This is a genomic window from Flavobacterium mekongense, from assembly GCF_047038255.1.
Taxonomy (GTDB): Bacteria; Bacteroidota; Bacteroidia; order Flavobacteriales; family Flavobacteriaceae; genus Flavobacterium; species Flavobacterium mekongense.
Window position 1 is genome coordinate 1,831,732 of the sequence record NZ_CP174374.1, and the last position, 17,062, is coordinate 1,848,793.

General features: G+C 40.4%; 5 protein-coding genes. 2 read left to right on the plus strand and 3 right to left on the minus strand.

The window, feature by feature from the left end; all coding sequences use genetic code 11:
- Positions 1-3: 3 nt before the first annotated feature.
- The 3 genes from ACJG85_RS07880 to ACJG85_RS07890 are packed head-to-tail and all read right to left on the minus strand — an operon-like array spanning position 4 to position 13,822.
- Positions 4-915: a PorP/SprF family type IX secretion system membrane protein gene (locus ACJG85_RS07880; protein WP_409681140.1), complete on the minus strand. Its 912-nt coding sequence runs from the start codon at positions 913-915 to the stop codon at positions 4-6.
- Positions 916-965: 50 nt separating this feature from the next.
- On the minus strand, positions 966-13,256 hold the full coding sequence (locus ACJG85_RS07885; RefSeq protein WP_412476082.1) for an HYR-like domain-containing protein: 12,291 nt from the start codon (positions 13,254-13,256) through the stop codon (positions 966-968).
- Positions 13,257-13,276: 20 nt separating this feature from the next.
- Positions 13,277-13,822 carry a hypothetical protein gene (locus ACJG85_RS07890; protein WP_409681037.1) on the minus strand — a complete coding sequence of 182 codons (546 nt, stop codon included), beginning with the start codon at positions 13,820-13,822 and terminating at the stop codon, positions 13,277-13,279.
- 617 nt (positions 13,823-14,439) lie between these two features.
- Between ACJG85_RS07890 and ACJG85_RS07895 the strand changes: the two genes are divergently transcribed.
- Positions 14,440-14,925: a SixA phosphatase family protein gene (locus ACJG85_RS07895; protein ID WP_412476083.1), complete on the plus strand. Its 486-nt coding sequence runs from the start codon at positions 14,440-14,442 to the stop codon at positions 14,923-14,925.
- A gap of 1 nt (position 14,926) precedes the next feature.
- The gene (ppk1, locus tag ACJG85_RS07900; protein WP_409681031.1) at positions 14,927-17,050 is read left to right on the plus strand and encodes a polyphosphate kinase 1; all 2,124 of its coding nucleotides are present in this window, start codon (positions 14,927-14,929) and stop codon (positions 17,048-17,050) included.
- The last annotated feature ends 12 nt before the right edge of the window (positions 17,051-17,062 follow it).

The following is a 17,062-nucleotide window of genomic DNA, read 5'->3' on the forward strand; positions in this document are numbered from 1 at the left end:
TTATTAGAAGAATCTAGGTGATACCAATTTACTTACTTTATTGAATAACTCAAAGCGTAAGAATACCTCATGTGAACCTGAGTTGTAATTTCTCAATTCAGTAGTTTCGCGATCATAACTGTATCCGATAAATAATCCGTCGGTTACTTGGAAACCTGCAAGCGCACTTAAAGCGGCATCCCAGCGGTAAGCAGCTCCCAACATTAACTTGTCGAAGAACAAGAAGTTAGCAGAAGCATCTACTTGTAAAGGAGAACCTGTAACTACTTTGGTTAAGAAAGCCGGTTTAAACTTAACCGATGGTGAAATGTCGAAAACATAACCTCCGATAGCGTAAAAGTTCATTCTTTCTTGGAATACAGCCACTTCGTTATCATTGTACTTAGAGTCTTGTAAAAAGTTAGGCACAGATAAACCGAAGTACATTTTGTCTGAGTGTAAATAGATACCGGCACCAAAGTTCGGAGAAAATTCATTGTCAAAGTTTTGCAAGTTCGGGTCGTTAGCATCAGCAGGATTTAATTTGTTCACATCTAAGTTGAACAAATTTCCTGAAGCTTTGATTCCGAAAGACAATTTAAACTCTTCAGACGTTTGGATGGTATACGATAAATCAGCTGAGATAGTGTTGTCACTGGTTGGTCCGATTTTATCATTTACAAATGAAACTCCCAATCCTAAATTACTATTGTTAATAGGAGTGTTAATGGAAAATGAATTTGTTGTTGGTGCTCCGTCCAAACCTACCCATTGGGTACGATGCAGACCGAAAATGCTCATAACTCCTCTTGATCCTGCATAAGCCGGATTAATATTGATGGTGTTATACATGTATTGGGTATACTGAGCGTCCTGCTGTGCAAAACCAGTATAACACGTTAACATCAAAGCGAAAATTAAAATTTTTGTTCTCATATTTTCTTTATTTATCCTGAGGGTTTTTACACCCTCAGGAGTTAGTAGGTTTATCTGGTTAAGTATAAATATCCGTCTTTAACAATTCTTTCTCCGGTAGAGGTTGTCCACTCTATGATATAGAAATAGGTTCCTGTTGGTAATTCTTCAGATTTACTTACAGTAGCTCTACCTTCAGAAATTCCTTCAAATCTACGAGTATTATTGTCATAGTTTTTAGTTTCATAAACTAATACTCCCCAACGGTTGTAAATTTGAACATTGTTAGTTGGATAACACGCTACATCTTCGATGTTTTCAATATTAAAGTATTCATTAAATGAATCACCATTTGGACTAAAGGCATTGTGAATTACGATATTTTGACAGGCTAATACTGCACAATCATCGTTCACCTCAATCAATACGTCGTATCTTCTTGGACATCCGCCATCGTTGATAGTGTAGCTGTATGTATGTACACCTAAAGGCAATTGCCATGCATTGAAAATACTTCCTGTTAACCCGCCAATACCGTTTACATCAACCCATTGTCCACCGGTTGTACCTTGTGGTAATAATGAGTTCAAGTCGATAGTATCAAATTCAGCAGCATTACAACCTACAGCGTTAAGTTGGATTACTTCATCCACTTGAGTTACATATACGTATTGTGTATACGTTTGTGATAAGTTACCACATGCATCTGTAGCAACCCAAGTTCTTGTGATGGTGTAAACACCGTCAACTACACTTGAAGTGGTTACAGTTGGTTCCGGAGTAGTCACAGTACCTGAACAGTTGTCAGTGAATACTAAAGTTGGAACACCAGGGATATTATCACAAGTGGCATCAACTTTAACCACTAGTGGTGTATCAACAGCAACCGGTCCGGTTGTATCGGTCACCGTAATGGTTTGAGATACAGCAGAAGTATTTCCACAAGCATCAGTTGCTGTCCAAGTTCTAACGATTTGATAGTTTGAAGGACAGTTTCCTTGAATAACAGTTTCTGTCATCGTTACTGTTGCAGTTCCACAATTGTCAGAAGCAGTCATATTAGCCGGTTCCGGTACATTATCACATGATGCAGCAGCGTTAGCCGGAGTAGCTTCGTTAAACGTTGGCGCTACATTATCATTCACATTGATAGTTTGCGATACAGAAGAAGTATTTCCACAAGCATCAACGAAAGTCCAAGTTCTGGTCACTACGAACGAGTTAGCACAGTTACCTTGAGCGATTGAGTCAACACCTTGAACAGTGATAGCACCGTTACAGTTGTCTTGAGCAGTTAAAGCTACCATTGCAGGAACCTCACCGGCACAAGCTACAGTTATAGTAGCCGGAGCTTCAGGAGCTACAGGGGCTACATTATCATTCACATTGATAGTTTGCGATACAGAAGAAGTATTTCCACAAGCATCAACGAAAGTCCAGGTTCTGGTTACTACGAAAGAGTTAGCACAGTCACCTTGAGCGATTGAGTCAACACCTTGAACAGTGATAGCAGCGTTACAGTTGTCTTGAGCAGTTAAAGCTACCATTGCAGGAACCTCACCGGCACAAGCCACAGTTACCGTAGCCGGAGCTTCAGGAGCTACAGGGGCTACGTTATCATTTACATTGATAGTTTGTGATACAGAAGAAGTATTGCCACAAGCATCAACGAAAGTCCAAGTTCTGGTCACTACGAAAGAGTTAGCACAGTCACCTTGAGCGATTGAGTCAACACCTTGAACAGTGATAGCACCGTTACAGTTGTCTTGAGCAGTTAAAGCTACCATTGCAGGAACTTCACCAGCACAAGCTACAGTTACCGTAGCCGGAGCTTCAGGAGCTACAGGGGCTACGTTATCATTCACATTGATAGTTTGCGATACAGAAGAAGTATTGCCACAAGCATCAACGAAAGTCCAAGTTCTGGTCACTACGAACGAGTTAGCACAGTCACCTTGAGCGATTGAGTCAACACCTTGAACAGTGATAGCACCGTTACAGTTGTCTTGAGCAGTTAAAGCTACCATTGCAGGAACCTCACCGGCACAAGCCACAGTTACCGTAGCCGGAGCTTCAGGAGCTACAGGGGCTACGTTATCATTTACATTGATAGTTTGCGATACAGAAGAAGTATTGCCACAAGCATCAACGAAAGTCCAAGTTCTGGTCACTACGAACGAGTTAGCACAGTCACCTTGAGCGATTGAGTCAACACCTTGAACAGTGATAGCACCGTTACAGTTGTCTTGAGCAGTTAAAGCTACCATTGCAGGAACCTCACCGGCACAAGCCACAGTTATAGTAGCCGGAGCTTCAGGAGCTACAGGGGCTACGTTATCATTTACATTGATAGTTTGTGCTACAGAAGAAGTATTGCCACAAGCATCAACGAAAGTCCAAGTTCTGGTCACTACGAAAGAGTTAGCACAGTCACCTTGAGCGATTGAGTCAACACCTTGAACAGTGATAGCACCGTTACAGTTGTCTTGAGCAGTTAAAGCTACCATTGCAGGAACTTCACCGGCACAAGCTACAGTTATAGTAGCCGGAGCTTCAGGAGCTACAGGGGCTACGTTATCATTTACATTGATAGTTTGTGCTACAGAAGAAGTATTGCCACAAGCATCAACGAAAGTCCAAGTTCTGGTCACTACGAAAGAGTTAGCACAGTCACCTTGAGCGATTGAGTCAACACCTTGAACAGTGATAGCACCGTTACAGTTGTCTTGAGCAGTTAAAGCTACCATTGCAGGAACTTCACCGGCACAAGCCACAGTTACCGTAGCCGGAGCTTCAGGAGCTACAGGGGCTACGTTATCATTTACATTGATAGTTTGTGATACAGAAGAAGTATTGCCACAAGCATCAACGAAAGTCCAAGTTCTGGTCACTACGAAAGAGTTAGCACAGTCACCTTGAGCGATTGAGTCAACACCTTGAACAGTGATAGCACCGTTACAGTTGTCTTGAGCAGTTAAAGCTACCATTGCAGGAACCTCACCGGCACAAGCCACAGTTATAGTAGCCGGAGCTTCAGGAGCTACAGGGGCTACATTATCATTTACATTGATAGTTTGTGATACAGAAGAAGTATTGCCACAAGCATCAACGAAAGTCCAAGTTCTGGTCACTACGAACGAGTTAGCACAGTCACCTTGAGCGATTGAGTCAACACCTTGAACAGTGATAGCACCGTTACAGTTGTCTTGAGCAGTTAAAGCTACCATTGCAGGAACCTCACCGGCACAAGCCACAGTTACCGTAGCCGGAGCTTCAGGAGCTATAGGGGCTACGTTATCATTTACATTGATAGTTTGCGATACAGAAGAAGTATTTCCACAAGCATCAACGAAAGTCCAAGTTCTGGTTACTACGAACGAGTTAGCACAGTTACCTTGAGCGATTGAGTCAACACCTTGAACAGTGATAGCACCGTTACAGTTGTCTTGAGCAGTTAAAGCTACCATTGCAGGAACCTCACCGGCACAAGCTACAGTTATAGTAGCCGGAGCTTCAGGAGCTACAGGGGCTACATTATCATTCACATTGATAGTTTGCGATACAGAAGAAGTATTTCCACAAGCATCAACGAAAGTCCAGGTTCTGGTTACTACGAAAGAGTTAGCACAGTCACCTTGAGCGATTGAGTCAACACCTTGAACAGTGATAGCAGCGTTACAGTTGTCTTGAGCAGTTAAAGCTACCATTGCAGGAACCTCACCGGCACAAGCCACAGTTACCGTAGCCGGAGCTTCAGGAGCTACAGGGGCTACGTTATCATTTACATTGATAGTTTGTGATACAGAAGAAGTATTGCCACAAGCATCAACGAAAGTCCAAGTTCTGGTCACTACGAAAGAGTTAGCACAGTCACCTTGAGCGATTGAGTCAACACCTTGAACAGTGATAGCACCGTTACAGTTGTCTTGAGCAGTTAAAGCTACCATTGCAGGAACCTCACCGGCACAAGCCACAGTTATAGTAGCCGGAGCTTCAGGAGCTACAGGGGCTACGTTATCATTTACATTGATAGTTTGCGATACAGAAGAAGTATTGCCACAAGCATCAACGAAAGTCCAAGTTCTGGTCACTACGAAAGAGTTAGCACAGTCACCTTGAGCGATTGAGTCAACACCTTGAACAGTGATAGCACCGTTACAGTTGTCTTGAGCAGTTAAAGCTACCATTGCAGGAACCTCACCGGCACAAGCTACAGTTATAGTAGCCGGAGCTTCAGGAGCTACAGGGGCTACGTTATCATTTACATTGATAGTTTGCGATACAGAAGAAGTATTGCCACAAGCATCAACGAAAGTCCAAGTTCTGGTCACTACGAAAGAGTTAGCACAGTCACCTTGAGCGATTGAGTCAACACCTTGAACAGTGATAGCACCGTTACAGTTGTCTTGAGCAGTTAAAGCTACCATTGCAGGAATCTCACCGGCACAAGCCACAGTTACCGTAGCCGGAGCTTCAGGAGCTACAGGGGCTACATTATCATTTACATTGATAGTTTGTGATACAGAAGAAGTATTGCCACAAGCATCAACGAAAGTCCAAGTTCTGGTCACTACGAACGAGTTAGCACAGTCACCTTGAGCGATTGAGTCAACACCTTGAACAGTGATAGCACCGTTACAGTTGTCTTGAGCAGTTAAAGCTACCATTGCAGGAACTTCACCAGCACAAGCTACAGTTACCGTAGCCGGAGCTTCAGGAGCTACAGGGGCTACGTTATCATTCACATTGATAGTTTGCGATACAGAAGAAGTATTGCCACAAGCATCAACGAAAGTCCAAGTTCTGGTCACTACGAAAGAGTTAGCACAGTCACCTTGAGCGATTGTATCAACACCTTGAACAGTGATTGTGTTAGAACAATTATCAGTAGCAGTCAATGCCACCATTGCAGGAATTTCGCTTGTACAAGCTACGTTTATTGTGGCCGGAGCTTCAGGAGCAACCGGATTTTGAGTGTCATTGATTGTAAATGTAGCAGTGGTTGTAGCTACATTACCGCATGCATCAGTTGCAGTAAATACAACAGTTACAGCAGCGGAACAATCATTTGACATTGCATCAAAATTATTTGACCAGGTTACATTTGAACAGTTGTCTGATGCTGTTGCACCACCATTTGATTGTAACCAATTCATTAATGCTGATTGATTTCCATGTCCATCACACTCAACAACTATATTAGAAGCTTGAGTATTAATTGTAGGCGCTACATTATCATTCACATTGATAGTTTGCGATACAGAAGAAGTATTGCCACAAGCATCAACGAAAGTCCAAGTTCTGGTCACTACGAAAGAGTTAGCACAGTCACCTTGAGCGATTGAGTCAACACCTTGAACAGTGATAGCACCGTTACAGTTGTCTTGAGCAGTTAAAGCTACCATTGCAGGAACCTCACCGGCACAAGCTACAGTTATAGTAGCCGGAGCTTCAGGAGCTACAGGGGCTACGTTATCATTTACATTGATAGTTTGTGATACAGAAGAAGTATTGCCACAAGCATCAACGAAAGTCCAAGTTCTGGTCACTACGAAAGAGTTAGCACAGTCACCTTGAGCGATTGAGTCAACACCTTGAACAGTGATAGCACCGTTACAGTTGTCTTGAGCAGTTAAAGCTACCATTGCAGGAACCTCACCGGCACAAGCTACAGTTACCGTAGCCGGAGCTTCAGGAGCTACAGGGGCTACGTTATCATTTACATTGATAGTTTGTGATACAGAAGAAGTATTGCCACAAGCATCAACGAAAGTCCAAGTTCTGGTCACTACGAACGAGTTAGCACAGTCACCTTGAGCGATTGAGTCAACACCTTGAACAGTGATAGCACCGTTACAGTTGTCTTGAGCAGTTAAAGCTACCATTGCAGGAACCTCACCGGCACAAGCTACAGTTATAGTAGCCGGAGCTTCAGGAGCTACAGGGGCTACGTTATCATTTACATTGATAGTTTGCGATACAGAAGAAGTATTGCCACAAGCATCAACGAAAGTCCAAGTTCTGGTCACTACGAAAGAGTTAGCACAGTCACCTTGAGCGATTGAGTCAACACCTTGAACAGTGATAGCACCGTTACAGTTGTCTTGAGCAGTTAAAGCTACCATTGCAGGAACCTCACCGGCACAAGCCACAGTTACCGTAGCCGGAGCTTCAGGAGCTACAGGGGCTACGTTATCATTTACATTGATAGTTTGTGATACAGAAGAAGTATTGCCACAAGCATCAACGAAAGTCCAAGTTCTGGTCACTACGAAAGAGTTAGCACAGTCACCTTGAGCGATTGAGTCAACACCTTGAACAGTGATAGCACCGTTACAGTTGTCTTGAGCAGTTAAAGCTACCATTGCAGGAACCTCACCGGCACAAGCTACAGTTACCGTAGCCGGAGCTTCAGGAGCTACAGGGGCTACGTTATCATTTACATTGATAGTTTGTGCTACTGAAGAAGTATTGCCACAAGCATCAACGAAAGTCCAAGTTCTGGTCACTACGAAAGAGTTAGCACAGTCACCTTGAGCGATTGAGTCAACACCTTGAACAGTGATAGCACCGTTACAGTTGTCTTGAGCAGTTAAAGCTACCATTGCAGGAACCTCACCGGCACAAGCCACAGTTATAGTAGCCGGAGCTTCAGGAGCTACAGGGGCTACGTTATCATTTACATTGATAGTTTGCGATACAGAAGAAGTATTGCCACAAGCATCAACGAAAGTCCAAGTTCTGGTCACTACGAAAGAGTTAGCACAGTCACCTTGAGCGATTGAGTCAACACCTTGAACAGTGATAGCACCGTTACAGTTGTCTTGAGCAGTTAAAGCTACCATTGCAGGAACCTCACCGGCACAAGCTACAGTTATAGTAGCCGGAGCTTCAGGAGCTACAGGGGCTACGTTATCATTTACATTGATAGTTTGCGATACAGAAGAAGTATTGCCACAAGCATCAACGAAAGTCCAAGTTCTGGTCACTACGAAAGAGTTAGCACAGTCACCTTGAGCGATTGAGTCAACACCTTGAACAGTGATAGCACCGTTACAGTTGTCTTGAGCAGTTAAAGCTACCATTGCAGGAATCTCACCGGCACAAGCCACAGTTACCGTAGCCGGAGCTTCAGGAGCTACAGGGGCTACGTTATCATTCACATTGATAGTTTGCGATACAGAAGAAGTATTGCCACAAGCATCAACGAAAGTCCAAGTTCTGGTCACTACGAACGAGTTAGCACAGTCACCTTGAGCGATTGAGTCAACACCTTGAACAGTGATAGCACCGTTACAGTTGTCTTGAGCAGTTAAAGCTACCATTGCAGGAACCTCACCGGCACAAGCCACAGTTATAGTAGCCGGAGCTTCAGGAACTACAGGGGCTACGTTATCATTTACATTGATAGTTTGCGATACAGAAGAAGTATTGCCACAAGCGTCAACGAAAGTCCAAGTTCTGGTCACTACGAAAGAGTTAGCACAGTCACCTTGAGCGATTGAGTCAACACCTTGAACAGTGATAGCACCGTTACAGTTGTCTTGAGCAGTTAAAGCTACCATTGCAGGAACCTCACCGGCACAAGCTACAGTTATAGTAGCCGGAGCTTCAGGAGCTACAGGGGCTAGAGTATCTTGAATACGGATTGTTTGAGTGAAAGAATCTGAAATGTTTCCACAAGCATCAGTTACTGTCCAAGTATTTGTATAAGTACCTGAATTAGCACAAGTTGTTGAGGCAACAAATTGTCCTTCAGTTTTAACAATGTTAGTAACATCGTTATCACATAAGTCAGAAGCAACAGGGAAAAGAGCTTGAGCAGCTGCTAAACCACTGGTGTCACCACATTCTAAGGTTACATCAAGTGAACCACTAACTGTAGTCCAAGTTGGAGCATCATTGTCAGAAATGGTTACAGATACTGTTGCGGTGTCACAGTTATTAGGATTTAATATTTCGCAAATTTGATAAGTGAAGGTATAATTACCACATGATGAACTTTGAGCAACGATGATATCCCCACTATTGTTAATACTAACATTTGGATTGTTACCAGATAAAATGGAAAGGGTTACATTTGAAAGTGTAGCAGGATTTCCATTTAAGGTGTCATTTTGCAAAATGTTGCCAATGGTACCGGTTGCAGTACAAAGTACATTATTGTAATTATCATCCACTGCATCGATAGGCGCACCGGTAACATTCACTGTTACGATAGCAGTATCACAGTTGGTTGGGTTCAAGATTTCACAAATTTGGTAAGTTACAGTGTAAGTACCTGCAGGAGTACCAGGAGCCACATTCACAGCACCGGTAGCAGGATTTAAAGTAACATTCGGATTTGTAGTTGAAACTTGAGTTAAGATTACATTAGAAAGAGTAGCAGGGTTACCGTTTAAAGTATCGTTTACTAAAACGTTAGCTACAGTTTGACCACCAGAAGCACCAACGATAGGAGTGCCATTATCATCCACTGCATCGATAGGCGCACCGGTAACATTCACTGTTACGATAGCAGTATCACAGTTGGTTGGGTTCAAGATTTCACAAATTTGGTAAGTTACAGTGTAAGTGCCTGCAGGAGTACCAGGAGCCACATTCACAGCACCGGTGGCAGGATTTAAAGTAACATTCGGATTTGTAGTTGAAACTTGAGTTAAGATTACATTAGAAAGAGTAGCAGGGTTACCGTTTAAAGTATCGTTTACTAAAACGTTAGCTACAGTTTGACCACCAGAAGCACCAACGATAGGAGTGCCATTATCATCCACTGCATCGATAGGCGCACCGGTAACATTCACTGTTACGATAGCAGTATCACAGTTGGTTGGGTTCAAGATTTCACAAATTTGGTAAGTTACAGTGTAAGTACCTGCAGGAGTACCAGGAGCCACATTCACAGCACCGGTAGCAGGATTTAAAGTAACATTCGGATTTGTAGTTGAAACTTGAGTTAAGATTACATTAGAAAGAGTAGCAGGGTTACCGTTTAAAGTATCGTTTACTAAAACGTTAGCTACAGTTTGACCACCAGAAGCACCAACGATAGGAGTGCCATTATCATCCACTGCATCGATAGGCGCACCGGTAACATTCACTGTTACGATAGCAGTATCACAGTTGGTTGGGTTCAAGATTTCACAAATTTGGTAAGTTACAGTGTAAGTACCTGCAGGAGTACCAGGAGCCACATTCACAGCACCGGTAGCAGGATTTAAAGTAACATTCGGATTTGTAGTTGAAACTTGAGTTAAGATTACATTAGAAAGAGTAGCAGGGTTACCGTTTAAAGTATCGTTTACTAAAACGTTAGCTACAGTTTGACCACCAGAAGCACCAACGATAGGAGTGCCATTATCATCCACTGCATCGATAGGCGCACCGGTAACATTCACTGTTACGATAGCAGTATCACAGTTGGTTGGGTTCAAGATTTCACAAATTTGGTAAGTTACAGTGTAAGTGCCTGCAGGAGTACCAGGAGCCACATTCACAGCACCGGTGGCAGGATTTAAAGTAACATTCGGATTTGTAGTTGAAACTTGAGTTAAGATTACATTAGCAAGTGTAGCAGGGTTACCGTTTAAAGTATCATTTACTAAAACGTTAGCTACAGTTTGTCCGCCTGAAGCACCCACAATAGGAGTTCCATTATCATCAACAGCATCGATAATTGGCTTTGTAACAGTTATAGTTACTGTTGCTGAATCACAGTTTGAAATATTATTGATATCACAAATTTGATAAACAATAGTATATGTTCCGGCAGGAGTTCCCGGCGGAACAGAAACCTGACCTGTAGTTGTATTGATCACGGGAACCGGATTTCCACCAATAGGAGTGGCAGGAGTAACAATTGAAATAGTTACCTGACTAGTTGTAGCAGGGTTACCGTTTACAGTATCATTACCATTACCATTGTTAACCAAAACGTTACCAATGTTAGGGTTTCCTGTTGTTCCGTTTCCTCCGTTCAAAGTATCATCTTGTGCAATAACAGGAGGACATTTAGAGATGGTAAAAGGGAAGTTGCAACCGCTTCCGCCTCCGGCAGGAACAGCATAATAGGTAACTGTTGAACCGGCAATTAACGGAATAGGGTTTGCATCTGAATATTGTATAGAATTAATAGTAACAGGATATTCATTGTAGAATAAGGATCCCGGAGGGAAATTCGAAGCAATGTCTGAAGTTCCTACAGTTGTATTTTCGCTACAATAAGTAAAGTTTCTGATAATATTGTTGCCGGAACAATTTTGAGAAACATAGCTTGATCCGTCAATAGTTAAATTAATCGGAGCTGGTATAGGTTCCCCAATACAACTTCCGTTTGAAGTATATCCTTGAATAAAGTTAGCATTATTCAAAGATACTAAGGTATTACTTCCTATACCTGTTGAATATCCGTTAACTGGAATCAAACCGGCACAACTTGCATTACTCAATATAGAACAATCGGAAGTTGCGGTTAGTTTAAATGTCAAACGGGCTAGAACAGTATTAGTATTCGGTGGTAAAACTAAAGTTCCGAAATCCCAAACTAAAGAACCTGTTGCACCTAAACTTGGGTTAAAGCTGATGCTATTCGGTGTTGGAGTTGTTTGCGGACTGAATATAGTTCCTGTAGCACTGCCCGGAACATAAGAAGCATTATAAGGAATAGGTACAATTAACTTGTAGTTGTTGATGGCTTCAGTTCCGATATTTTTAATATCAACACTGAATCCTGCTTCTTGACCCGGTAAAATAGTGTAGGGCTGTGTTGCCGGTGAACCGTTAATTGTGGTAGCGGTAATTACACCTTCAACCTCAGGAACATAAGCATCAACCGACATGGCTATGGCAAAGATAGAATAAGTATCACCACTGGTTCCATATCTAAAATTGGTTGAAGTTTGATTGTTTCCAATAACTGTATTGCCCGTATTAGGTACATCGATTAAAGCGATATCAATACCTGTATTATTGGATAAATTCGGATTTCTTGTTCCTCCTGCATTTATCGAGGAGTTGAAGAAGTTAGAAGTAGAATTGCCCGAATGCGACAAGCTGGTGTAGTTTGTTGTATTCAGATTTCTGATTCTGAAGTAGTCGCCGGTAAAACTTACGTCACCTTCACTTGCCATCAATCCAAGTTTCATTCCAACATTACCGGTTTGAACGGTATTGAATCCGGAAACCGGTAAGTCATAACCGGAGGTATTCGTTGATACTACATATGCATAACCATCAAAAATGGTAATGTCTCTCCATTTCATTTTGGAGTTTTCGTAAATTACAATCATTCCCCAACCTCCGGAATATCCAGTTCCGCCGACATTACCTTCTAACAAGGCCATATCTGCAACTGTATATTGTCCGATACCATTGGTTCTAACATAATCGGTAATTTCTGCATAAGCTGAATAAATATCATCATCAGAACCTGACGGATAATAAATATCGTTAGCCGCAGCCGTAATTTGTGTATATCCTGAAGCAGCAGGACCTTTCAATGAAACTATTCTTTTATTAAAAGTTTTAGTTACACTAGTGTAGGCGATAATCGTTCCTGAAACATTTACTTCAGCGCTCGAAGTATTTTGAGTGTCTGTAGTAGATAAGTTGGTAGAGGCACTTCTGATTAATTCCTCTACTTTGATTACAACTGTACCATCGTTAATAGTGTAAGGTGTACTCAAAGTAGCTGTAGTTCCCGAACCATTTACAGTTACCGGTATATTGGTTGCAGTGCCACCATTTACAGACAATGTTACTCTGTTCGGTGCAGAGCTGTTATAAAATGTGAAAGCATAAGTATTTCCGTTTCCTGAGAAAGTGTAAATAGGATATCTGCTTCCGCTTGAACCTCCACGGGTTATCGACAAAGTATAGTTAGTGTTTTCAATGTTTTCGTTATGTATAACCTCCAAATCGTTGTCAATTGATTGAGTTCCGTTTGGTACTTGTTTGGTTACATTGAAGGTACTGTTTGCCGAAGATTTTCCGGTCCAATACAAACCTGCATAAACAATGTTTGAACAAGATGGAATCGCACCGTTTTCGTTAGACAATACTAACGTTGAAGAGGAAGAGTTGAAAGTGTTAGGATCACCATCCACATCAACATAGGTCATGTATTGTCCGTTGTTATTAGTGTTTGGACCGTAATTTTGCGGCGTCAAACACGTATTTCCCAACATGGTAAAATCACCTTTCACATTATAAATCTTTTTGGTAGGCGTATATTGTGAAGTTCGCTGGGTGAAAGCTTTTTTTACCTGAGCATTGACATTGGTATTCATTCCGAATAGAATGGCCAAAATCACAACCAAGTAATTGAGCTTTGTATTGATTTTATTTACGTATAAATTCTTCATAATAGTTATTTTTATCAACATTATTGATTGTTATCGCCTTTCTGAACTTTATAAAATATCATGTATTTCTCATTGTCGCCTTGTATCAAGTTCGAGATGGAGTCATTGTTAACATCAAATGAAGTAACAAAATAGATGTATTTTAAATTTTTAAAATCAGAAAGCAGATTTAAGTTGAATGGATTATTCAATTGATTTGGATTATCCAAATTGATAGTGATAATTTCAATATTGTTTTTTAACGATATCGAATTACTCAAACTATTAATAGAGTTTAAATCTGTAAATAGGTTACGTGGTTTATCTCCGTAAACTTTCACAACACCACTATGGTAGTAAATAGATGGTTGAGTGTTGTAAACCAATTCTCTGACATTTTGAATGTTCAAAAGAGTCACATTAGAAACTGCTGCTCTGGCGGTTTGATTAGGAGCACTTAAGAAAGCGTCTAATTCAACCACCGGAATAGAGGTTTCATCTGTATTGTCGCTGGGGGACAATCTTTGTGCGAAAGCATTTAAACTGCTGATTAGTAGCACAGTAAGCATGATGATTTTTGATTTCATACAATTAATTTTAGTAGAGTAAATTTTTGAAAAATTTCGCATTTCGGGCTTGCAGTAAGTTTGTAGGCATATGAAGTGTAATATTTTGGGTTATACTATCAAAGGCTAAATTATGTACTTTGACCCTTACAACTCAATTTTGTCTACAAACAACTTGAAAACTCGATTAAATGACAAAAATTGTACGTTAAATGGTTTTGTTTAGGGGATGAGGCATCTTTTTTTTGTTAAATTTTGACATAAGATTTGGGGTTTTTGGGGTTCTTTTTTCAGTTTAATTATATTTTAACAGTTCGAAAGTAGTTTCTTTTTTTTAATTCACCAAAAAAAACATCGATAAAATGCATATTTTTTCGGATAAAATGCATTAATGTGTATTTTTAGAAAGGTAAATACTACAAATAAGTATTAACATTAAATTGTTTATAACTATTCTGTTATTTTAACATTTATTTCTATAATAATAGTTTAAATCTAAAATCGGTTTTAAAAAAAATACCACTTTGTATTTTATAATTGGTCGTTAATTTCTTTCATTTCTCAAATCATTCGTCGCTTAGTTCTTATTTCTATTTTAAATACCTTAAATTTATCCTTTCAAAATAGGATTTGAATTTATGAAACAGTTATTCATAATAAGGCACGCAAAGTCCAGTTGGTCTACTCCTTTAAATGATGTCGACCGACCATTAACCAATAGAGGAATTCATGATGCGCATTTAGTCTCTTTACAAGTCAAAGATGAATTGCCTGATTCTTACTTAGTTTGGAGCAGTGTGGCCAAGCGGGCCGCTGAAACCGCTACAATTTTTGCTCAAAACTTATTGTTTCCTATCGAGAGTATTCAATTCAAAAAGGAGTTGTACACCTTTGATGATAGAAGATTAGAGCAAATAATAAAATCTTGTCCCGACAGTTGTCATCATTTAATTGTTTTCGGACACAATGAGGCTATTACAAATTTTGTCAATAAATTTGGCAATATCTTTATTGATAATGTGCCGACCTCAGGTTTTGTTAAACTTAGTTTTAATGTTACCCGCTGGAATGACATTGCCAAAGGGCATACCCATAAAACAGTCTTCCCCAAAGAATTAAAATAATATGAGCGCAGATAATGGTTATCGTTATATAGACCGAGAAAAAAGTTGGTTGGCTTTTAACGCCAGAGTATTACAAGAAGCCGCAGATGAATCGGTTCCTTTGTTGGAACGTCTCAGATTTATCGGTATTTTTTCCAACAATTTGGATGAATTTTTCCGTGTTCGTTTTGCAGCAGTTCGCAGGTTAAGCCTTTCCGGTGTTTCTGGCGAGAAAATTTTAGGAGGTATTTCAGCCCAACAATTGGTTAAGGATATCACTGAAATTGTAATCAAACAACAAGCTGAAAGTTTGCGCATATTGCGTCTCATAGAAGATGAACTAGTCAAACAGAACATCATTATTATTGATGAAACTGAAGTAACCGGTGAACATGAGAATTTTGTAAAAGATTTTTTCATCCAAAAAATCAGCCCGGAATTGGTCACTATTATCTTGAATGATTTAGCTGAATTTCCTTTGCTTAAAGATACTTCCGGGTATTTAGCCGTTAAATTGGTAATGAAAACGGAACAGAAACCATCCATTTTAGGATTGGTAAAACCCAAACAGGAAATTCGCTATGCTATTATCGAGATTCCCAAAAACACCAATCGTATCGTTGAATTGCCTTCCAAAGACGGTAAGCAATACTTAATGTTGTTAGACGATGTCATTCGTTACAACCTAAGTAGTATCTTTAATATATTCGATTACGAGAGTATTTCGGCACATATGATTAAAATTACCAGAGATGCACAGTTGGATATTGATAGCGATATGAGCAAAAGTATGCTCGAAAAAATCGCTACTTCGGTTAAAGACCGTAGAATTGGAGAGCCGGTGCGTTTTGTATATGATCAATCTATCGGTAAAGACACACTGAAATTCTTCTTGGATAAAATGGGGATCCATGCTTCCGATGGTATTATTCCCGGAGGAAGATACCATAACCGTCGCGATTACATGAACTTTCCCAATTTGGGCCGATTTGATTTATTGTATCAACCTAAAACACCGCTACCGGTAGAAGGGTTGTCGCTCGACGGTAGTATTTTAAACAGAATTGCTCAAAAAGATTACTTAATTAACGCACCTTTCCAGTCGTTTTCCTATCTGATCAAGTTTTTGCGTGAAGCCGCACTTGATCCTAAAGTAACGGCCATCAAGATTACGTTGTATCGCTTGGCTAAGAATTCACAAATCGTTAGTTCTTTAATCAATGCCGCCAAAAACGGTAAAAAGGTAACTGTACAAATCGAGTTGCAAGCCCGTTTTGATGAAGCCAGTAATATTTCCTATGCCGAGCAAATGCAACAGGAAGGCATTGAGTTGATTTTTGGGATTAAAGGATTAAAAGTACACAGCAAAATATGTGTGATTGACAGAGTAGAAAACGGTAAAGTAAAACGTTACGGCTTTATTTCTACCGGTAACTTCAACGAAACTACAGCCAAAATTTATACCGATTTAACGCTGTTTACCAGTCACCAACAAATCTTAAAAGACGTGGCTAAAATTTTTGATTTCTTCGATGTCAATTACCGTCTTCACCGCTACAAGCATTTGATTGTTTCCCCGCATTATACACGTTCCAAGTTTTACAAACTCATCGATCGCGAAATCAATAACGCTATTGCAGGTCGACCGGCTTATATGAATCTTAAAATGAACAGTCTTTCGGATACGGCCATGATTGACAAACTCTACGAAGCCAGCAATGCCGGGGTGAAAATTAAATTACAAGTCAGAGGTATTTGTTCCTTAATTCCTGGAGTGAAAGGGATGAGCGAAAACATCGAAGCCATCAGTATCGTCGATTATCTGTTAGAACACACCCGTTGCTATATTTTCTGTAATAATGACGACCCTGAAGTATTTATTTCTTCAGCCGATTTTATGACCAGAAACCTCGACGGTCGAGTAGAAGTGACTTGTCCGATTTACGATGCTGATATTAAAAAACAAATCATTGACACATTCAATGTGGGTTGGAAAGGAAACGTAAAAGCCCGTTACCATTCGGAGAAATTCGAAAATAAATACAGAATAAGAAAAGAGGGAGAGCCTGTGTTCAGAGCACAATTTGAAACCTATAATTATTACAGAGACCGATTGGATTTTTGTGAATTACCCGCCAAAAAGTAAATAATAAGTTAG